The sequence below is a fragment of the Methanococcoides mangrovi genome (assembly GCF_052057775.1).
In the GTDB taxonomy this organism is placed as follows: domain Archaea; phylum Halobacteriota; class Methanosarcinia; order Methanosarcinales; family Methanosarcinaceae; genus Methanococcoides.
In genome coordinates, this window is record NZ_CP195121.1 from 1,396,139 (window position 1) to 1,416,858 (window position 20,720).

17 protein-coding genes are annotated in these 20,720 nt (G+C 37.7%); 9 read left to right on the forward strand and 8 right to left on the reverse strand.

Translation table 11 applies throughout. From position 1 onward, the window contains the following. Positions 1–600: 600 nt before the first annotated feature. Entirely contained in the window at positions 601–1,392 is a 792-nt protein-coding gene (locus tag ACR3I3_RS07150; protein ID WP_440951577.1) for a 2-amino-3,7-dideoxy-D-threo-hept-6-ulosonate synthase, read from the reverse strand. A 59-nt stretch (positions 1,393–1,451) separates the two neighbouring features. Beyond that, positions 1,452–1,964 (reverse strand): deoxyuridine 5'-triphosphate nucleotidohydrolase, encoded by a 513-nt coding sequence (locus tag ACR3I3_RS07155; RefSeq protein WP_440951578.1) that lies wholly within the window; start codon positions 1,962–1,964, stop codon positions 1,452–1,454. Between the two features lie 282 nt (positions 1,965–2,246). Between ACR3I3_RS07155 and ACR3I3_RS07160 the strand changes: the two genes are divergently transcribed. From ACR3I3_RS07160 to ACR3I3_RS07175, 4 genes are all read left to right on the forward strand, one after another. Then, a complete protein-coding gene (locus tag ACR3I3_RS07160; RefSeq protein ID WP_440951579.1) occupies positions 2,247–4,361 on the forward strand; it encodes a PAS domain S-box protein in 2,115 nt (704 codons plus the stop codon). Positions 4,362–4,478: 117 nt separating this feature from the next. Beyond that, a complete protein-coding gene (locus ACR3I3_RS07165) occupies positions 4,479–5,018 on the forward strand; it encodes a cache domain-containing protein (RefSeq protein WP_440951580.1) in 540 nt (179 codons plus the stop codon). 84 nt (positions 5,019–5,102) lie between these two features. Then, entirely contained in the window at positions 5,103–5,789 is a 687-nt protein-coding gene (locus ACR3I3_RS07170) for a DUF4386 domain-containing protein (protein WP_440951581.1), read from the forward strand. Between the two features lie 77 nt (positions 5,790–5,866). Further along, the gene (locus ACR3I3_RS07175; protein WP_440951582.1) at positions 5,867–6,889 is read left to right on the forward strand and encodes an integrase; all 1,023 of its coding nucleotides are present in this window, start codon (positions 5,867–5,869) and stop codon (positions 6,887–6,889) included. Positions 6,890–7,040: 151 nt separating this feature from the next. On the opposite strand, the gene ACR3I3_RS07180 is transcribed toward ACR3I3_RS07175, so the two are convergent. Both ACR3I3_RS07180 and ACR3I3_RS07185 read right to left on the reverse strand, forming a co-directional pair. Continuing rightward, a complete protein-coding gene (locus ACR3I3_RS07180; RefSeq protein ID WP_440951583.1) occupies positions 7,041–7,598 on the reverse strand; it encodes a c-type cytochrome in 558 nt (185 codons plus the stop codon). An 80-nt stretch (positions 7,599–7,678) separates the two neighbouring features. Beyond that, on the reverse strand, positions 7,679–9,688 hold the full coding sequence (locus tag ACR3I3_RS07185) for a heavy metal translocating P-type ATPase (protein WP_440951584.1): 2,010 nt from the start codon (positions 9,686–9,688) through the stop codon (positions 7,679–7,681). A 173-nt stretch (positions 9,689–9,861) separates the two neighbouring features. Between ACR3I3_RS07185 and ACR3I3_RS07190 the strand changes: the two genes are divergently transcribed. After that, on the forward strand, positions 9,862–10,092 hold the full coding sequence (locus ACR3I3_RS07190) for a hypothetical protein (protein WP_440951585.1): 231 nt from the start codon (positions 9,862–9,864) through the stop codon (positions 10,090–10,092). Between the two features lie 461 nt (positions 10,093–10,553). Further along, complete coding sequence (locus ACR3I3_RS07195) at positions 10,554–11,396, forward strand: integrase (RefSeq protein WP_440951586.1); 843 nt, start codon at positions 10,554–10,556, stop codon at positions 11,394–11,396. A 213-nt stretch (positions 11,397–11,609) separates the two neighbouring features. Here ACR3I3_RS07195 and ACR3I3_RS07200 read toward each other — a convergent pair whose 3' ends face one another. Then, positions 11,610–13,739, reverse strand: a complete 2,130-nt coding sequence (locus ACR3I3_RS07200; protein ID WP_440951587.1) for an AAA family ATPase — start codon at positions 13,737–13,739, stop codon at positions 11,610–11,612. A gap of 560 nt (positions 13,740–14,299) precedes the next feature. On the opposite strand from ACR3I3_RS07200, the gene ACR3I3_RS07205 reads away from it, so the two are divergent. Next, the gene (locus ACR3I3_RS07205) at positions 14,300–15,196 is read left to right on the forward strand and encodes a DUF4231 domain-containing protein (protein ID WP_440951588.1); all 897 of its coding nucleotides are present in this window, start codon (positions 14,300–14,302) and stop codon (positions 15,194–15,196) included. A 218-nt stretch (positions 15,197–15,414) separates the two neighbouring features. On the opposite strand, the gene ACR3I3_RS07210 is transcribed toward ACR3I3_RS07205, so the two are convergent. Continuing rightward, positions 15,415–15,837 carry a TIR domain-containing protein gene (locus ACR3I3_RS07210; RefSeq protein ID WP_440951589.1) on the reverse strand — a complete coding sequence of 141 codons (423 nt, stop codon included), beginning with the start codon at positions 15,835–15,837 and terminating at the stop codon, positions 15,415–15,417. Positions 15,838–16,012: 175 nt separating this feature from the next. Then, on the reverse strand, positions 16,013–16,507 hold the full coding sequence (locus ACR3I3_RS07215) for a toll/interleukin-1 receptor domain-containing protein (RefSeq protein ID WP_440951590.1): 495 nt from the start codon (positions 16,505–16,507) through the stop codon (positions 16,013–16,015). Positions 16,508–16,658: 151 nt separating this feature from the next. On the opposite strand from ACR3I3_RS07215, the gene ACR3I3_RS07220 reads away from it, so the two are divergent. Continuing rightward, positions 16,659–16,922, forward strand: a complete 264-nt coding sequence (locus ACR3I3_RS07220; protein ID WP_440951591.1) for a hypothetical protein — start codon at positions 16,659–16,661, stop codon at positions 16,920–16,922. A gap of 446 nt (positions 16,923–17,368) precedes the next feature. Beyond that, positions 17,369–18,010 carry a hypothetical protein gene (locus ACR3I3_RS07225; RefSeq protein WP_440951592.1) on the forward strand — a complete coding sequence of 214 codons (642 nt, stop codon included), beginning with the start codon at positions 17,369–17,371 and terminating at the stop codon, positions 18,008–18,010. Between the two features lie 768 nt (positions 18,011–18,778). Here the strand turns inward: ACR3I3_RS07225 and ACR3I3_RS07230 are convergent. Continuing rightward, positions 18,779–20,389: a hypothetical protein gene (locus ACR3I3_RS07230; RefSeq protein ID WP_440951593.1), complete on the reverse strand. Its 1,611-nt coding sequence runs from the start codon at positions 20,387–20,389 to the stop codon at positions 18,779–18,781. Between the last annotated feature and the right edge of the window lie 331 nt (positions 20,390–20,720).

The window sequence follows — 20,720 nt, forward strand, 5'->3', positions numbered from 1 at the left end:
GTTGGATTTTTTTCTTTTATTCTAATTTGTTCTTTTCACAAAATTCCATCATCATTATTATCATAGGCGGCAAAACCCTTATATATGAATTAGAACATAGAATAATTTAGGCAAGACCGAAGAAAATCATATCGTACCACCACCACCACAAACTGATTTTTATTGGTCATTCCATCACGGTCTTGCTATACTCTTCATTCTTTCTTGATTCTCTGAATTTGAACTTTGTTTTTCTTTCAGATTTCTGATCATCACTTAGTAAAATTAATATCTCTAATTATGAGTTAAAGTCAATCATTTTAAAAGCCTATAAACTAAAACAATTTAGAAAATGATATATAGTAATTAATATATTGATATAGTCAAGCAAGATCGATAAATCATATTGTACCACCACTACTAACTGATTTTGTTGGTTATTCCATCACCGGTCTTGCTATCCTTATCACTTCTTTAGCATTTTCTGGTCGTTTCCTTTGTACATGATAGCCAAGGCTATTCTGTAAAGTTCCTGACAAAAAGAAGATAATTAAAACTAAAATTGAAACTAAAAAAAAGTGCCGGATTTACCAGCACTTGATTGTGTGATATTTTTTATTCTCAGTCTTCCATAGCTTCTTCTGCTGTCATTCCGCCGTGGACGACCTTTGAGATCCTTGTGACAAGTCTTGTAGGGTCATCTGACTGGAAAACGTTCCTGCCCATTGCGACACCCTTGCAGCCGACCTGAAGTGCATCGTAGACCATTTCAAGTATTTCCTTTTCGGTGTCCATCTGAGGACCGCCAGCGATAACGACAGGGACAGGGCAACCATCAATGACCTCTTTGAAGGAGTCTGGGTCGCCGGTGTAGCTTGTCTTGACGATGTCGGCACCAAGTTCAGCACCCACCCTTGCTGCATGCTTCACGTATTCTACGTCAGTCTCGGATACAACTTTTGCACCCCTTGGGTATGTCATTGCAAGAAGTGGCATTCCCCATTCGTCACATTTCTTTGCGGTATATCCGAGATCCTGAAGCATTTCCGCTTCGTCGTCAGCACCGACGTTGATGTGAACTGAGACCGCATCAGCACCTACCTTTATAGCTTCCTCAACGGTGGTGACAAGGACCTTGTGGTTTGGATCAGGGCCGAGTGCTGTGGAACCGGAGAGGTGGATGATAAGTCCTACATCCCTTCCATAGCCGCGGTGACCGTGTTTAGCAAGTCCCATGTGGCCAAGGACAGCGTTAGCCCCGCCCTCTGCAACCTTGTTTACAGTTGATGGCATGTCGATAAGACCTTTGATAGGTCCTGCTCCAACGCCGTGGTCCATTGGTATTATTATAGCATTACCCGTATTTCTGTCGAAAATACGCTCCATCCTGACAGATTTGCCAATTTCACTCATGCTATGGGAGATACCTATTATATTACATATCCTTTACGTAGTTGCTACTGTCTGCCATGTCAGAGATTCTCATGCTGATATCTTCCACAATAGCCTTCTTCAACTTCTGTGTGAAGGTGGTAGAAAAGCAGCTGCATTATGCGTGCATCTTTCTGAAGATCGAATCCATCGGTATTGTAAACTACCAGCATGCATTCGCTTCTTCCGCAATATCCTGCATCCCATACTGCGGTCTCAAGGGTAGCTCCGCATCTGATCAGGCTGGAACGTGGCTTTGCAATGGCAGCCAATGTTTTTGGTATGTTGACGACCTCGTTCAGAAGTACTTTGTAGATTCCCGGTTCGAGGTGGATCCATCCATTCTCGTCAAAGTCGATACTGTTGCCATCGGAGATCCTTCTTCCTGAGTTATCAAAATCTACTGCACCTGCACCTTCGATGGTCCTGACTTCCTGGAGCGTCATTTCCACGCCATTGGGCTGGAGTTGGGTATCCATATCGATCATGTTCTCAACCAGTGGAGGATTTGCAAGTACAAGTTCCCTAAGTTCATTTTTTGATAAGAGGGTCATAGCTATCTGATAGGCTGGATCGGTTATTATCATTTCGGGGTATTCCTGTTTGTGCTCATGCAGATCGGTTCCCGTATCAATTTAGTTGTTTGTTTGTTTGTTTGTTTGTTTGTTTGTTTGTTTTAATATCTTATTTTTCAGGGTAACATTTATATAACAATATGCAATCAAGACGAAATTGATTTATGTAAAGTTAATTTGTTTTAACTTTATGATTCTCTCGCATCTTTCGCATTTCACTCCTCCCAAAAACGACTTACTAAGAATTCCGGTGGCAACAACATGCAAGAATATTCACAAAAAATGATCCTTCCTATATCCGACGTTCCGCATGGTGAGAACATTACTCTTGTATACAGGAACGGTGACAAAGTGCTTGATTTTGTCTCGTCCTTTTTGAGGTCGGGCTTCAAACATAATGACCTTTGCCTCTGGATAACACCCGGTGTGAAGGATACTGAGGTACCGGATGCTCTATTCAAGGAGAAGACCATATTTGTAAACCAGAAGTCCTTCTCCTCGAACTTCGATCTTGTTCTTATGAACCCTGATCTGCTTTCGGATGCAGAAAAATTTTGCAATGCAGTTCTGGACCTTATAGAAAAGAAGTACAGTTCCGCTCTCAAATGCGGATTCAATGGTCTGAGGATTAATATTGATCTTATCGCTGATGAAGGGCAAATGCTTCCTTTCTTAAGACAGTGTCGGAAAGCTATAATATCCGCAACCTCCGATATTGAGCTCACGACACTGTTCACATGCCCACTGGAATTCTTTTCCTCATCAGATGTCTTTGAACTGATGGATGATCGTGAAAACACTATTATGAAAAAGAATGGCCTGTGGACCACAATGACAGACCTGCTTAGCAGCAAGTACAGGAAACATTTGCGTTCTTCTCCGGAGCTGATGAAGAAGGAAAAGGAACTGAAGTCCATATACAGGAACAGTCCCGTCGTTGCATTTCTCAGGAATTCGAAAAACGGTTTCCCGCTAGAGTACATCTCAGAGAATATCTCTCAGTTCGGATATTCTGCAGAGGACCTGATGTCCCACAAGGTCCTTTATGAAGACCTGATCCATCCCTGGGATCTGGACGATTATTTCATGACCTTTTCCGAGTGCATCAAAAACGGAAATACTGAGTTTACAAAGGAGTACAGGATACTGGATCGCGAAGCCAATACCCGCTGGGTTACAGAGACCTCCCTGATAGAGAAGGACAGTTCCGGGAAGCCAGCTCGTTTCCAGGGCATCATTGTCGATATCACGGATAGGAAACTTGCAGAGGAAGCTTTGAAAAAGTCCGAGCACAAGTTCAAGGCCCTTTTTGAGAATACCAATGATCCTGTGATCCTCTATGACCTGGATGGCAATATCTTTGAAGTCAACAGCAAAGCATGCGAGTATCTGGGCTACAGCAGGGAAGCCCTGCTTGAAATGAACATAAAGGAAACGTATTCTCCTGACTGTGCAGCGAATTTCGGCAAGAGGGTAGCAGAAGTTTGCCGGAAGGAAAGTTGCATCTTTGAAATGGTCACCCTTCGAAAGGATGGTTCTGAAATTCCGGTAGAAATGAGTTCCCAGCTGATGGAATACGATGGTATTCCTGCAATTCTGAGCATTTCAAGGAACATTAGTCAGCATAAAATGATAGAAAAGGCGCTGCTGGATGCAAAGAACGAGGCAGAGGCAGCCAACAGGTCAAAGAGCGAGTTCCTGACAAACATGAGCCATGAGCTTCGTACTCCGCTGAACTCTGTAATTGGATTTTCGGATATACTCCTTAATAATGAGGCAGGCTACCTCACTGAAAAGCAGATGAAATATATCTCTAATATCTCCAAAAGTGGAAAGCATCTGCTGAGTCTTATCAATGATATTCTTGACCTTTCTAAGATCGAAGCCGGTAAAATGGAACTTCAGCATGAAAAGTTCCGTTTCAGGGAAGTTCTGGATGATGTAAGGTCCATCGTCTCTTCTCTTGCAGAGAAAAAGCATATCTGCCTGAGCACCAGCATTGAAGCCGAGGACATCTGCATCAAAGCTGACCGCCTGAAAGTGACCCAGGTTCTTTTCAATCTCGTATCCAATGCCATCAAATTCACACCAGAAGGTGGCTCAGTAATGATAAGGGCAGAAAAAGAGGCTGAAACCCTTGTCATCAAGGTAGAGGACACAGGCATAGGGATACCGGAGTCAGCTCAGTGCGATCTGTTCAAACCATTTTCACAGCTTGACGCATCTGCGAATCGTCAGTTTGGAGGAACAGGTCTTGGTCTGTCCCTGGCTAAGAAGCTGGTCAGGTTACATGGTGGGGAGATCTGGGTCGAAAGTGAAGCTGGTAATGGTAGTGTGTTTGGGTTCAGCGTTCCTTTGTCTCCTGAAATGTCCTGATATGGGATCATCCTTACCTTACATCTTATACTCCCAAATCCAAAGCATATCTATTTCAGTTATAAACCCAAAATTTAACTTAACGATGAAAATTCTTTTTTCGTCAGGGGGTATAATATGAGCGATCTTAAGACCATAATCTATATTGTATTTACGTCTCTTCTACTACTGTCAGTCACAGGTTGTGTACAGCCTGATGATGCCTCCATTTCTGAGCAGGAGGACCAAACAGTTGGCGAAGAACAACCTGCACTTTCCGCTGAGGAACAGTATACGATGTCTCAGGTCAATGCAGCTATTGAGCTGATAGAAGAGAAGGGCGAGCTGGCATTCCCTGAGTTCAGGGAGGCAGATAGTGAGTGGTTCCACGATGATTTCTATATATTCATCTGGAAGACAGACGGACTGCGTGTTGTCTATCCGCCGGACCCGAGTGGTGAAGGGCAGTATATGAACGAACTTGTGGATTTCAACGACAAACCCATAGGTCAGATCTACATTGATATTGCTCTCAGCGAAGAAGGTGAGGGCTGGGTCGATTACTCCTGGCCAAAACCTGGTGAGGAAGACCCTTTAATGAAGCACACGTTCATCAAGAGGGCATCGATCGGGAACGAGACATATCTGTTGGGGTCCGGGTACTACGTGGAGGAGTGAGGTGTGCTAAGGGACTGACCGGGATGATTTAATTGGTATAAACTATACTTCGGAACAGAAACCTACAATTTAAGGTGAATTGAAATGACAAATCACATTGCAGATTTATCACAGTCCAAAGCTGCAATAGTTGCAGGAATTGGACTTCTGGGAATGACCATATTTGCTATTGTTGCTCATTATTTAATTCTCCCTGATCTTATTGTACCGGGGGATACAGCAACAACAGCAAATAATATTATTGCTGGTGATTTTCTGTTCCGGGTTGCTATCTGTAGCTACCTTATAGTGATCATTTTTGATGTGGTGGTTGCCTGGGCACTTTATATTCTGCTCAAACCGGTGAACAGCGCTCTCTCATTGCTTACTGCCTGGTCCCGTTTGGTGTATGCAGCTATTTTTGGAGTCGCTCTGGCTGATCTTTTTGCTGTTCTGCAGCTTTTAAGTGGGGCTGATTATCTGGCATCATTTGAAACAGATCAGTTGCATGCTCAGATGATGCTATCTCTAAGTGCTTTTGATCAGATGTGGGATATTGGATTCATATTTTTTGGGCTTCATCTTGTGCTGCTGGGTTATTTGGTTTTCAAGTCAGACTATATTCCCGGAATTCTGGGTGTCTTTCTGATAATTGCAGGTTTAAGTTATCTTATTGATTATTTTGCGATTTTTCTTTTCCCGGGTTTCGATATGGCAATCAGTCAGAGTCTGGGTTGGGGAGAATTGTTGTTTATGCTCTGGCTTTTGTTGAAAGGAGGTAAGATTCCCTAAATGGGATCATGAGGTCGCATGCGTAATATTACACTCTGCATACTCCAGATCACGCTTCTGGAGCGCGGACCGAGGTGATGAGCTACGCTCAACACCTCACTAATAGCAAAAAGGAAGCTTCAAGAGTTGAATCAAAATTACAAAAACAAAGCTCTTCATTGCGAAAACCAAAAGAATGGGGTTGTGGTGGGCCCGGGGAGATTCGGACACCCTACCTCCGCCGTGTGAAGCCTAATGATGCCGAAAACACAACAATTTCTTGTCTCAATATATCGGACCAAACATTGAGAATTGATACTGCAGTGGTACAGGATGAATGTCTTAATGATTTTTGGAATACTTCTAAGGATGCATTCCATGAATGGTTGCATCTCAGAGATATCTCGAAGCACACTAAGCAAAATTACCGAAGTGCTTTGAGAACTTTCTTTGAAAACAACGTGGTGCAAAAACCGAACGACTTCAGGAAATTGAAGTTAAAAGACAAGGAATCACGTGGATTACGTAATTTGTTTAACTTTTGTGAAGATGAAGAAATAGAAGATGTGGCAGGCTATAACATCGACAGGTGGAGGCGATTCATAAAGATCAGGAAATCGGGAGTTGTGGAGGTCTATGTTACTGATGAAGAAATCAAAGAGGCCTACAATGCTTGTCCTGAAGCATTGAAACCTGTGTTCCGCCTTCTAGTTTATTCTGGAAATAGGGCTACACATATTCATAAGATGTTGGAGAATTTTGATGAACGCAACATCATCATAGACGGAAACGTTGCACATTATCCTACTTCATCCTTCTCTAAAGGCAAGAAAAAGACATTTCATGTGTATTTTCCAATTTCATTCATCCCTGAACTTAAAACCATTGGCAAGCCTAGATGTTACTATAACATTACAGAGAAGATCCGACAAGGCCGTGTTTCTGCAAAAACTATCCGTAAATGGCATTTGAACATGATGATCAAGGATGGAGTTACAGAAAGCATTGCTGATTTCATTCAAGGTAGAGCTGCAACCACAGTTGGCAGTGCACATTACTTGAATAAAGTTCAAAGGGCAACGGAGGAATATGCTAAAGTGATCGATCAATTTCCAATATGATTGAATCTTTATATCTAATTGTCCAGGGTGAGTTCAGCGCTTTTGGAGTCGTTGGATTTTTTGTGTCACTGATTCTGAGTGCCTATACACTGAGAAGTTCTTTATGATAAAAAAGTGTGGAGTTGTTCACTCCACTTTAAAGGTAGATCGATCAAAGTGTTTTCAGATAGTCAATAAGATCTTCAATGTCTGCATCTGACAGATCCCATTTTGGCATTGTATAATCAAGTTCCTCGCCAGCAGGATCTTTTCCTTCCCTTATAGCGATCTTAATCGTTTCATCGGTGTATGGTGGATGTTCCTCATGTTCATCCTCATGTTCTTCTTCAGCCGTCAGGGTTTCATAGGTTATGTCCGGAGGAATCACTGTACCCATCATTATTGGCACCCCGCCTTTTCCATCTACTCCGTGACAACTTACACAACTTCCACCGTGAACATAAAGCCAATGGGGGCCATCGCTAACTGGTATCTGTTGTCCATCCTCATTAAAACCAGTATAATAGATCATCTCCCCATTAGACTCAAATTCTGTAATGATATTGGAACCTAATGATGGATCATATTGGTCCGGATACATGAATCCGGGTTCATGCCAGCCATATTCCTGAGACATCATGTTGTAAGGATCATTCCTGTCGTACAAACATCCGGCAACTGTTAGTACTATCCCAATCAAAAGAAATGTCATAATCATTCTTTTTACCAATTAAATTCCCCCAACTTTCATTAAATAAGTACATTAAAACTTAGATAATACAACAATAAGTATTTTTGTAATCTAAGTTTTCAATCCATCTTAAGAGATTTCGCGTTTATGGAAACTATCACCGTGCTGAGGCTCATAAGTACTGCTCCTGCTGCAGGACTGAGCAATATTCCATATCCAAACAGGACTCCAGCTGCCAAAGGAATTGCAAAAGCATTATAACCAGTAGCCCAGAGGAGATTCTGGAACATCTTTGAGTAGGTTTTCTTTGAGAGGATTATAATGTCTACTGCATTTCTGGGATCATTTCTGACTAGGATTATGTCTGCGCTTTCGATAGCCACATCTGTTCCGGCTCCGATGGCGATGCCAACATCTGCCTGGGCTAAAGCTGGAGCATCGTTTACTCCGTCTCCCACCATTGCTACAGTATATTTTTTCTGAACTTCTTTTATAGTCTGAGCCTTTTCATGGGGTAGGACTTCAGCAAAGTAATCATCAAGTCCGATTTCTTCAGCCACCCATTGAGCAACGAATTGGTTGTCTCCTGTGAGCATCATACACTTTATTCCCATAGATTTGAGTTTTTCAATGGCTTCTTTTGATTCCTTTCTTACAATATCTGCAAGCCCTAATGCTCCTACTGGAGTATCGTTTTCAAGCAAAAGAACAACGGTTTTACCTTGCTTTTCCAGCTTTTCGATTTGATCACTTTTGAGCTCTATTCCATTTTCATTCAGATATCCTGGGCTGACAACCTTTAGCTTTCGTCTCAGAACTAATCCTTCAACACCTTTTCCAGGGATTGATTTGAATTCTTCAACATTTGGTGGTTCGAGGTTTTTTTCCTTTGCACTGTTTACCACTCCAAGAGCAATTGGATGCTCGGAGTTGGATTCCAGAGAAGCGGCCAATCTCAGGATTTCATCTTTATCTGTCTCTGTAAAAGAAACTATATCAGTGACACCAAACTTTCCTTCTGTAAGTGTTCCGGTTTTATCAAAAACAATAGCTTCCAGATCTTTTGAACGCTCGAAAGCCTGTCTATCTCTGACTAATAAACCAGAGTTAGCTGCCAGAGATGTGGATACAGCAACAACAAGAGGGATTGCCAGGCCCAAGGCATGTGGACATGCTATAACCATAACAGTAACTGCCCTCTCAAGAGCAAAAACAAACTCACTTCCAAAGGACAGCCATGCAACAAGGGTGATTGTACCGGCACTTATGGCTATTATCGTGAGGAACAGAGCAGCCCTGTTTGCCAGATCCTGTGTCCTTGATTTGCTTTCCTGTGCACTTCTAACTAGATCGATAACCTGATTTAGGTATGTATCCTTTCCAGTTTTCTTGACTTCCACCTGCATGGAACCTTCACCATTGATAGCTCCCCCGATAACCTCGTCTCCGGATCTTTTGGATACAGGCTTTGATTCTCCTGTAAGCATAGCTTCGTTGACGCTGCTCTCTCCCTCTACCAAAATTCCATCTACAGGAATTTTCTCTCCAGGTTTGACAAGCACCTTGTCTGCGACCTTTAGCTCGTCCACTCGAACATCGATTGTCTCTCCATCTCTTATTAGGTGGGCTTCAGAAGGCATTATTTTTACCAATTCTTCAAGAGCTCTTGATGCACCTATCACAGAACGCATTTCAGTCCAGTGACCTAGGAGCATGATGTCTATAAGGGTAACAAGTTCCCAAAAAAAGAACTTTCCTGGCAAGCCAAAAACTACTGCAGAACTATAAACGTAGGCCACGCTAATAGCAACGGCTATCAGAGTCATCATACCTGGATTTTTGGTTTTTAACTCGCTGTAGATTCCTTTAAGGAAGGGGTGTCCTCCATAGAAATAAATTATTGAAGATAATGAAAAGAGAATGATATTTGAGCCCAAGAATTTCAATTCATATCCTAAAAATGTCTGAATAGCAGGAGATAAGGCGAGGACTGGAAATGTGAGAATTAGTGATACAATAAATCTCTTTTTAAAATCTTCCATCATCATGGCGTGATGACTTTTTCCTTCATGCTCCATGTCGTGCATTGAATGCTTATGCTCACTATTTCCTTGTCCTTCATGTTCCATCTAACAGTGCCCCCATTTAAATGATGATTAAAAGAAGTTAAAAAGGTGTCGGATTGGCTTATTTTTATCATATAATGTAAGACAAGGCAATAAATGGTGATCTACCATCAGGATATCTTCAAATAATGTCACTATACAAACACTTATAATCTCCAGAAATAAACGTATTAGTAATGTCTAAAAAACTCAAACCTCTTCCGATGGTTACCCGTAAAAACGGTATTGAAAATAGCTGCAGTACCGGAAGTTGTGGAACTGGTGCTTGTGCTGGAGGCTTTGGGATAAAAGCGGGATCTGAAAAAAATGTCGTATACAGGAACATTCTTGTCTATTTACTTATAGGGATTGTGATGCTGCTAACGGCATACATTACCTTGAATATCATAACTTCAATCCTCAATTAAGCCTTCCCTCTTTTTTTTAGATGCCATACTTTTTTGAATGATGATTCCAGGACAATAAACTGAGAGTTTATTCATTCTGTTGAAGAAGATAATCTTGCAATTTCATTTTCAGAATGGGAATAAGTGGAGTCTGACAAATCAAGTCAAATTTAAGAAAAGTAGATCCGCTGAAATTAAAATTTTGGATTATCGTGATGTGAGTTTGCTTGATATTTAATATCTAATAATTTCATCCTTCAAAATGCTGAATTAAATATTATGAAATAGAGCCTTCTCATTCAGACCTCGAAACCCGCATATCTGCGCTGGAACGTAGACTCTCTCAACTAGAAAAACCGCAATCAAGCACATCAGAAAAACGAGATGGGGCCGCTGGAATTCGAATCCAGGACCTCCGCCGTGTGAAGGGGGTTGCTAGCGATTTTACGGCAAATTATCAGCCTTCCATATGTGCATCTAGTATGATTGATAATGCTTCCTTGCAGGACTCTGTTGCAAGTGATGAATTCAGGCAGGAAGTAACACTAAATGACATGTGGTCAATGCATGAGCCGGAATTTAGCGAGTGGTTGAAAGCTCGTAAGCTATCTGCTAGTACAGAAAGGGATTACTTTAGCGGCCTAATTAACATTTTTAACAAGTACACAATTTGCAGTCCAAAGGATTTTCGTGGCTTAGAATTGGCTGATAAAGAGTCTCGTGGTCTGAGAAATTTAATAAACTATTTTGAAGACGAAGAGATGTATGAAATCTGCGGTGCACCTCTTGAAAGATGGAGAAAGAATATAAAAATAAAAAAATCGGGCATCTGTGAGATTTATATTACTGATGATGAAGTTAGAGAAGGTTACAAAGGATGTCCAGAAGATGTGAGATCTTTATACAAGCTTCTTGTGTATTCTGGAAATCGTTTAAGTCATGTTCATGAGGTGGTTAAAAACTTCGATGCAGGAAAGGTTGTAGTTGAAGGCGATGTTGCTCACTATCCAACTTCATCTTTGTCAAAAGGCAACAAACGGACATTCCAGATCTATTTCCCAACTGCTTTTATCCCTGAACTAAAGAAAATTGATACCAATCTAGCTTACAAGAGTTTGACCAAGAAGCTTCAAGTAAACCGTGCATCTGCAAAGACTATCAGGAAATGGCACCTCAACATGTTAGTCCAAGCAGGTGTTGGTGAGAGCGTTGCAGACTTTATTCAGGGTAGGTCTCCAACGACGGTTGGAAGTGCTCATTACCTGAATAAAGTGCATCAGGCCACCCTGCAATATTCTAGAGTATTGGATAAGTTTCCGATATGATTCATGTATGATGTTCACAGTTTACCAAATATGGAACACTTGGTACAGTTGGAACATTTCATATCATACATTGCAATGCATAAGTAAGCTGTACAATGTATATCAAAAACATGATGCCAATAGGGGTTAATATGTTCCATGTATTCTCCCCTATATGCTGCATCCTACGTCATATAATATCTCTATTGACTATCTCTTCACATGACTGTAAAGTTATTGTGTGGGACAAAGCCTGCTGATGGCTACATTGCATTCATCAATCACAAATTGAGGAACCATTTGGTATTTACTTGGATCTAGTTGGTAAATATAATTATTTTCAATATGGAAAGCCTCGTTAATAAACTTTAATATAACCTTCGAGTCAATTTTATCAATTTCATCATCTCTATTTTCAAAAATAATTCGATAAATATGGAGCTTTTCATAGTTGTTATCTGTTGAATCATAAATGCTCATCATTTCAGCATCATCATTTATGATATCTAGTAATTCATCATAATTGAACTCTTGTAATTGTCCATGGATTTCAGCCATTCCTAAATCGATTTCTTCTGGAGTCATTTCTCGTTCAATTCCTTCATCTTTAATTTTAGGTTTAACTCTTTTATGCAGAAGACTAGAAATTATCTGATAGCCATTTCCTTTAACGTCATTGACTTCATATAACCTACGCAAATAAATTAGTCTATTAATCATATTAGTTGATGAATTTTGAACATTTGCCCTATTTATCTCTTCAAATGTTTTGATATCGTCTTTCTCAATTTCCTGTTCAGTCAATTGATTGTGATTATTCTCTAAAAAAGTTGCAAAAGGAAGCGGAAATCGATCCCTGTGATGCAACATCATATCAATAATTGGATCGAAATCATGAGTTAGCAATAAAACAGATTTATCTTTAAAAGTGTCACTTTTTCTAAAAAGCATATCAATAATTGCATATTTTTTATTTTTATCAAATGACGATATAGGATCATCTAAAATAACAATGTCAGGTGACTGCTTTAATGCATCATACATAAAAAGAACTAATGAGAATGCATTTTTCTCACCAAAACTTAAATGTTTCTTTGCATCAACAATTTCATGGTCAACATCAGTAGCAAGTAATTTGAGTTTATGATTTCCTTTTTCATCTTCACTCAAATCAACTTTGTAGCCATATCCTGCATTCTTTAAAAATTCATTAATTTTTTCATTATATGTTTTTACTAATCTTTCAATATGGCGGTTCTGTTGATTAACAAATCTCTGTAATTCGCCTGCTCTTGTTAATGTAGTATCAATAGAATTGTTAATATCTTCTATTTTTGCATGTGTTTTTTCAGAATTAAGGTGATTATAGAGGCCTAAATCGATTTTATATAGCTCCAATTCTTCAATTACTCTTCCAACATCTTTTAAGGCACTGAATCCGATTGACTTTGTTTTGTTCAATTTTTCAGTTAGTCTATCAATCTGCGTTTTTATTTCTTGTAGAAAAACAACTTGGTCATCAGTATAGCCCTCTGTATTTCCAATAAATTCATCAATTTTTAATTGTGTAGCATCTGTAAAATATTCTTTTAGGCTACTAAATGTCTCGAGGATTTCATTTAGATGTTCTACTGATTTTGCATCATATACTTCAGAAACTTGATTTATTGTTTGTCTCTTCTCTTCAATATTAGAGACACAATAGGGACATTTGTCTGCTATGTCTAAGTATGATTTTCCATCTAAATGCCATTTAATCCATTTAGGACTTCCTCTTTGTTGAAGGTAATCAGTATAATCTTCCAAGCCAGATGGGATATGTTTTATAACATTTCCATTTTTAAATGCTTTTGCTAAAGGACTTGATCCATGTAGCCCTGTTCTCGTTTGTCTCCCAAAACTTTTACTTAGTTTAGTCAAATCGCTAATAAATTCATCAATTTCTTCATCATGAGCAAATGTTGTCCTAATTTCATTGATCAGTAAACCAATGTTTTCCAGCCCTCTTTCGTAATCCTCAGTACGAATAAAAATGTCAAAACTCCCTTTCAATAGATCATCTGGTGAAAAAACGAAATCATTTATATATTTTTCATCAAATATCATTATAGTTGAGATATCATCGATTCCAGTAACTTCAGGATCATTATCTGAATCGCCAATAAACTTGAATGGCTTAAGATCTTCTATCTTTCTTGTGCTGTTTGCCTTATCTTCGACTGCATACAATAATGCTTTTGCAATTGTAGATTTTCCAGTACCATTAATTCCATACTTAATATTCAATTTATTTTTCTTAATTGAAATTAAACCATTATCGATACTATTGCAATTATTAATAACAACATCCCAATTTTCATACATACACTTTGAGAAATTACTGAAGGAATATATAGTTTTTGAAATATTTATTCACTGAACTAAATACAGTAAACAAAGTAAGAATATAAGAGAAATATAGGGATGCTCATCGCTATGATTCTAATTAACATTGCATAATTCATGTTGTATTTGCTTTTTAAATATCTGGAACACATGGAACAGTTAGAACACTTCTCATGAACAGAGTAGAGTGCAGTGCATTCTTCAGTACAATGTACGATCATCAAAAAATGATAACAAAACAAAGGTAAAAACGTACCACGCATTCTAGCTTACTGTATGTTTAGCAAGTGTTCCACGCGTACCAACTGTTCCATTTATGATTCCACCTGCTCGTAGAAAAGATGGGATTCTCCAGAGGTACATTCATTACATAAAGCAGAATACTATGGATGGTAAACCATTTACTCTCAACACTCATATACCCAAAAAAAACAAAATATATATAGGTAGAAATAAATTTTGTTGTATATTTAAATCGAATTTTTTAAACGATATCATAGAAAGACGAACTAGCTGTAGTAGATAATTTTTGGTGTATTATGGAACTCCCTGATAGTTATTTTATATACGATAAAAGTGCTATAATTGCACAAAGTAAGCATTTTAAGCTAATTATATGTGAATTAATCCAATTAGTGATTGTTGCAGTATTATCCTTGATCATCTCTCTCTTGCATAAGGAACCGATTCCTACAATTGGTTTTTCAGCTATAGTTATCATATTTTTTATTGGGATTATAATTCAATTGCATTATAACAAAAAGCAATTCGAAAGAAAATGGTTTGAATTTAGAGCCGTAGCTGAATCCATAAAGAGTTTAGCATGGCAATATGCCGCAGGATGCGGAAATTTTTGTGAAGAGAATAACGCTGAAATGTTATTCCTTCAACAAATTAAGCAAATAAAAGAAACATATAAAGTAAATCCTGATCCTAAAATAACATCTTCTGGTATATTAGATGAAAAAAAGCAGTCTATGGAAAAAATAAGAAAAATGAAATGGGAAGAAAAGAGGGAGGCATACATTAAGGAACGTATTGATGATCAAATTACTTGGTACACAGATAAAGCAAAACTAAACAAAAAATACTCTACTATATATGAGAATATTATAATTGGATTACAATTTATTGTTATTTTTGTAGGCATAGTTCTAGTATATACTCATGTTAATGGTGCTCCAGTACTGGCTTTGGTTGTTACGTTGATTACAGGTATAATTGGGTGGAGTCGAAGTAAACAGTATGCAGAATTAGTGGACCCATACCAAAATGCGGCTCGTGAATTGAACGAAATAAGGCAAGAAATTGAATTAGTTGAAGAAGAACTAAGCTTTCAGCGTTTGGTTCTAAATGCTGAGCAAGCGATTTCGCGCGAGCATACGATGTGGCTAGTTAATCGTGGATTATATAATCATTGGCATAAATTGGAATAAATTAGTTTACGAATGAAGTTAGTTGCCAGCTAAAAATCCTAATTGTGTTAGTATTTAATTGAAACAAGAAGTGAAATATGTAAGCTATACTCAAGACTTAAATGACATCGCAAGGAATTATGAATAATAAATTCGAGAGTTATGTATTAAATTGAACTATTACATTTTTAATTGTGCATAATCAACTGATAAAAGAAAACATAAAAAAGGGATAATGATTATCTCCTTTTTTCAGCTTCTTGAACCTTCTTTTGCATATTTTCAGGTTCGTCCCAATAATAAACGAAATACTTTTTATTATCAAATATTTTAGGACAATCGGAATAACTCTTGATTTCTTCATTTTTTCCTTTTAATACTATTCCTACAATTCCTTTATTTTTAGATTGGCTAATTTCCAATTCCTTGTTGACCCATTCACTTTTTTTTGTTTCACCTGAAATTAAGCAGACCGTTACAGACGATTTGTCGATTAATGATTTGATATATTGTTCAATTTCGTAATCAGGCTTGCCTTTGTAATCTTTCTTGCATGAGCCATCGACAAAATTTATACCTGCGTTTGGATTATCTAACATTCCTCTAAAACCATTAACCTGTTCAATATCTTCATCATATGCGAAACTTAAGAAAATTTGCATTTTTTATACACCTAGTGAATATTAACTAATAATCTATAAAAATATTATGATATTAATTAATTTAATTGAATGTTTCAGTGAGTATCGAAATAAAATAGTTATTAATTACTTTCCCACATTTCCAACTGCATCTCCTCAGAGAATCGCATCGGGAATACCTTCAGTCTTACTCAACTCAATAATACGCATCATCTTCATTTTCGTCTTCTGATCTTGATAATAGATATCCAATCCCCAATATTCCAAGAAACGTCAATAATTGATTTTGGTTTTTACTTTGAACATTGCGAATGATATAATTATATAGTCGATCAAACTCGGCTTCTTTCTTTGATTGATCATAAAAATTCAGATAATTAATTCCATTTAGCATAGCAGTTGGCTTATTTGAATCTAATAGTATAGGAATGATGATCTTATTGTTTGATTTTGCTACTCCTATTTCTTGCTGAACATAGTTTGATTTTAGAGCAGATTCACTATTAAACATAAGAAAAACATCTGAATTTTTAATATTATTAATTATTATTTGATCAATATTGTCGCCGGGGTTCAGTGTTTTATCAGCATAAAATATCTCAGTATTCTGTATAGTCGAAAGTTGACTTAAGATTGGGTTTATATGTTCAACGTCTTTCGTACTATAGCTTATAAATATTTTAAAACTCATCGATGATTCCTGCGATTTTGATTTGTAGTTACTGTGTAGACAACAATACACGATAAAGTTTTTCATCTGATTTTAGGTTGAAATCCTTAATCCCCTATTAAAAAAGAGGGTGGAGGGATCTCATTATTTCAAACCATTGAGCAGGACAATAATGCAGTATGTGGAACATCCTGAGCATAAGTTCAATGGTGATACTGGAACTCTTGAGAGGAAGCATGTTCATTCTGATGGTGTTGTTTACATCGGCAAGGAAGCCAACAACATTGATGAACAGGAATTAGATGTGAAGCAAGCTCAGGTATTTGTGAATGAGGAAAAGCTCATGAAGATTATTCTTGAGATGCCACAGAAGGAAGCTGAAAGAAGTAGGAAGGAGTATATTTCAGGATATAAAGAAGAGGGTAAGAGAAAATGAGGATTTGAATTTGAACACCGTTGCTGTAAGAAAATTGTATGGTAATTCTTAAATAATTTTCAGATATTATTCTATCTATCTAGTTGACGATGTGATAAAAATTTGCTAAGTATTGAAAAACTATTCACAATAGCTGAATTTGTAGAATCAATATTGTCTATAATAATTCCTTTAGTTGTCATAACTGGAGCTTATGCCATTTATTTTGAGAAAGCAATGAATAAGAGTAGTAGGAATAGGTGTATGGATTTTCTTAAGATGAATTCACCTATAAAAGAGGCTCTTAAAGACATGGGGTTTATAGATTTCTATAAGAAAATTATACCCTTGTTTACGAGTGCTTTTATCCTAATAGGGATTATTTATGCAACTATAGGAAGTTATATTGTTTTAAAGTTTCTACAATTAGTATATCAAAGTGATTTTAGATATAAATCACAATCGATGTGGTAGAAAATGCCGACTTATTATTTGGAACTTATCTGAATATCTTGATTGTTTTTTTGTTTATTGCAGCATTTTTACTTTTTATACATAAAAATAAACTCTCTCTAACTCAAAGTAGGGAACCTGATCGGAAATCTCATGCTTTACTTTATACTTGTTCATTAGTTGGTGGAGTAACAATCGGTACTAATTATGTCATATATTATTCTTTATACAATATTTTCATAAAGAACATTGATAACTTGTTTTTTAAGTTATCGTTAAATGATACACTCGCTTCGTATGAATTGATAAAAGATATATTACCTGCCCAATGGAACATTTTATTAACGATTTACATACTTGGAATGATTTTTAGCATCATTTCGTTATACCTTGTCTATAAGAAATCAAAAGTTTTGCTTGCTGAATGGAAAAAGCAAATAATAAGTTCTTATTCTAAAGAGTTTCCATATGTCTATATAATAATTAATTCTGGAACTATTTATGGAAAAATAGAAGATATTTTCAATGGAAATATAATACTATTAAATGAAGATGGTACTATAAAAGCTATTTTTTGGAAAAGTATTGAAGCCATTGAAATGGATGATTCAACTATTATTCAAGACCAATCATATGATACAACATATATTTGGTAATTGAATATGACTGAGGCTCAATTAAGAGATGATTTACTACTCCTACAATACCACCTCTATTTATCCTGAAAGTTCGGGTTTTCGGACTTACCTATATCCCCAATTTTATGTGCGGAGGTCAAGATTCAAACTGCTTCATTCAAAAAATGTAGAGTCTCTGGGAATTGAATCCCGAATTTTGATGGCCATTAGGAAGTGTTCCAGGTGCATTATCTGTTCCACTTGTAATGAACACTTTAATGTCTCATTAGTTCAAACGTTTTTTATTTGGTGTATCATCCCAATGAACAAATAGTAAATCCGGCTCTATTTCGAATGTCAAGTATGGTATGCAAAAATAATATTCACGATAACTTTTAGTTTCCTAGAAACGCTTCTTAATGAATCTAATTGCTTCCGCAGCTGCATATTCTCCGAGGCTATCAGTAAGCCCTTCGGGCCACTCTTCATATATTGGAGCAATGCCTTGTTTTCTCCAACTATCTATTTGATTTTTTACTTTGTCATTAATTGTAATCTCTCCTATGTTTAATTTTTAAGTTTAAAAAAAGTCGATGTCTACGACTCTTTAGTCGATGTCACAAATCTTTGTTAAAAAAGAACACATGGAACAGTTAGAACACTTCTTATCTGTACAGTGCAATGCATGATACTGAGTAGTACAATGTATTATTATCAAAACATGATAACAATATATGGGTAAAAGCGTACCATGCATTCTACCTTACTGTACGTCTAGCAAGTGTTCCATGTGTACCATCTGTTCCATCACTCAACTCTTATTGCTGCATATCTCCTGGATTTTAACACTTCAGGACATGGTGGATTTCTATCGACTGAATCTCCATCCGCATAGTAATACCGCTGAATAATTTCACGCCAGACATTTTCATCAGGTACAACATACAGGCGGGTTTTCTTAGATCCTGTTTGCAGTCTCACGGTCTTTTGTTCAGTTGTCATGCCTATGCTTGCTAGGGTCTGAGATGCCGTTTTAGCACTTGTTCCAAGACCTTTTGCAACCATTGAAGGTGTGACGGCCAAAATCCCATCATCCGTAGAATATTGAGTAAAATCAGGATGCGGTTCATCTTCGCCGTTTGCAAGTGTAAGGACATAATTGAACATCGTTCCTTCCCACGCTTGAGAGCGTACTTCTTTGATCTCATCCTGCCGCCGGGCAATGTAGCCCTTGAACTTTTCTTCTCCGTCAGGCATTAGTTGCAGTGTTAATGACAGTGGAATAGTTAGCTGCTTCAAGCGCGCTTCAATTTCCATATTATTACAATCTATGAGATTATTGGGATCTACAGATTTCCAGTTCCGCAGCACAAAACGAGTTATTAGTCCACGAATCTTGTGTACATTTTCTTTGTATTCGGGTGGCAGATTTGACGGGATGTCTTTTCTAGTCGTTTCCCTCGGAGCAAACGATAACAATCGCCCCTCCGTCGCCATATCTTTGAAAGGCTCCCGCATCGCAATAACCTTGGGGCAGAAAGGATCAAAGAATTCTTGCTCCTTATGGTTGGCCTTGTTAGTTTTGATGAACGGATGATCTTCCTCGAAGCCGAGATTGAGGTATTTTATGATCTCACTCTCGGTGCCTCCTTTGAAATCAGCCTCATCTATTTTAAGGGTTCCATGCCATTGTTCCTTGAATCTCATAATCCCACTTGAAGTACTTGCCCCTTCTGCAGTTATTGGATAAAAGCAGAGATCAGAGACAACCTTCAAAAATCTCGATTTCCCCTTTCCTGTATCCCCAATAAATCGGAGGTATGGGGTAGTATTGAGTTTCTTGTAGAACCATGTGAACAGGATATAATGAATGAACATCTCCATATCGGTATCAGGAGCATCAATATATTTCCTCATGTGATTGTAGATTAGTTCAAATAAATCATCTGGTTCCACATCTGGTGCATCATCAATGGACTCCCTGATTGGCACCCCAACAATTGGAACGTAAGAGCCGTTTGAAATCGGAAGGTGCTGAGGATAGATTTCCTGTCCGTCTTTCTGGATGCTAGATGCATAAGACAGTTGGCCATTTTCCATGTATGCAAACTCAGGCCAGCCAGCTTTATCCATGACACTCAGATAGATTCCATCATCAGTGATTACAAACGATCTGGTAATCCTCTCTAAACTGGATTGAGCCGGTTCTTCTTCTGGTTCAATTGAAGCTTCTTTATCTTTTGCTTCTCTGTATTTTTCAAGTGCTTTTCTTGGTATTTCTTCCATTTCTTCCTGAGGTTTTAATTCCTCACTTTCATGAGGGAAATCAAAAAGTTCCCCTTTATATTCTAAGTTATTCATTCTATTCTCCTTAAAATTAAATTTACAATGTATTATTTTTTCAAAAGCAAAGCTCATGCATTTGAGAGTAGTATCCAGGATCACCCTCATTAAAATGATAAAAAACATCTAGAAAGAGGGGGGCTGAACAAAAATTCAATCTGCAGAGCCACTTTTGATTTTGCCTCAATTTATTGGAGGATTTTTATTTTTAAGCGATTCACAATTTTTTATTCTTTACATTAGGTCTGCCCGTTACCCATTGTCAGTGGTTTCTGCCCTCAGGTAACCAATTTATCCTTCAGACAGATTAAGGCGGCCCACATGCTGTACATGTATCTAAGACAGCGGATACAGCTACTATAGTCAGTGTTGTTTTCACTGACACCTGCACCTTCGCAAGTTCGCA

Excerpts from the sequence above, each read along its gene's own strand:
- ACR3I3_RS07160 (WP_440951579.1), top strand. The coding sequence starts at position 2,247 with ATGCAAGAATATTCACAAAAAATGATCCTTCCTATATCCGACGTTCCG.
- ACR3I3_RS07155 (WP_440951578.1), bottom strand. The coding sequence starts at position 1,964 with ATGACCCTCTTATCAAAAAATGAACTTAGGGAACTTGTACTTGCAAAT.
- ACR3I3_RS07200 (WP_440951587.1), bottom strand. The coding sequence starts at position 13,739 with ATGTATGAAAATTGGGATGTTGTTATTAATAATTGCAATAGTATCGAT.
- ACR3I3_RS07190 (WP_440951585.1), top strand. The coding sequence starts at position 9,862 with ATGTCTAAAAAACTCAAACCTCTTCCGATGGTTACCCGTAAAAACGGT.
- ACR3I3_RS07195 (WP_440951586.1), top strand. The coding sequence starts at position 10,554 with ATGATTGATAATGCTTCCTTGCAGGACTCTGTTGCAAGTGATGAATTC.
- ACR3I3_RS07205 (WP_440951588.1), top strand. The coding sequence starts at position 14,300 with ATGGAACTCCCTGATAGTTATTTTATATACGATAAAAGTGCTATAATT.
- ACR3I3_RS07215 (WP_440951590.1), bottom strand. The coding sequence starts at position 16,507 with ATGAGTTTTAAAATATTTATAAGCTATAGTACGAAAGACGTTGAACAT.
- ACR3I3_RS07220 (WP_440951591.1), top strand. The coding sequence starts at position 16,659 with ATGCAGTATGTGGAACATCCTGAGCATAAGTTCAATGGTGATACTGGA.
- ACR3I3_RS07150 (WP_440951577.1), bottom strand. The coding sequence starts at position 1,392 with ATGAGTGAAATTGGCAAATCTGTCAGGATGGAGCGTATTTTCGACAGA.
- ACR3I3_RS07185 (WP_440951584.1), bottom strand. The coding sequence starts at position 9,688 with ATGGAACATGAAGGACAAGGAAATAGTGAGCATAAGCATTCAATGCAC.
- ACR3I3_RS07170 (WP_440951581.1), top strand. The coding sequence starts at position 5,103 with ATGACAAATCACATTGCAGATTTATCACAGTCCAAAGCTGCAATAGTT.
- ACR3I3_RS07165 (WP_440951580.1), top strand. The coding sequence starts at position 4,479 with ATGAGCGATCTTAAGACCATAATCTATATTGTATTTACGTCTCTTCTA.
- ACR3I3_RS07230 (WP_440951593.1), bottom strand. The coding sequence starts at position 20,389 with ATGAGCTTTGCTTTTGAAAAAATAATACATTGTAAATTTAATTTTAAG.
- ACR3I3_RS07210 (WP_440951589.1), bottom strand. The coding sequence starts at position 15,837 with ATGCAAATTTTCTTAAGTTTCGCATATGATGAAGATATTGAACAGGTT.
- ACR3I3_RS07175 (WP_440951582.1), top strand. The coding sequence starts at position 5,867 with ATGAGCTACGCTCAACACCTCACTAATAGCAAAAAGGAAGCTTCAAGA.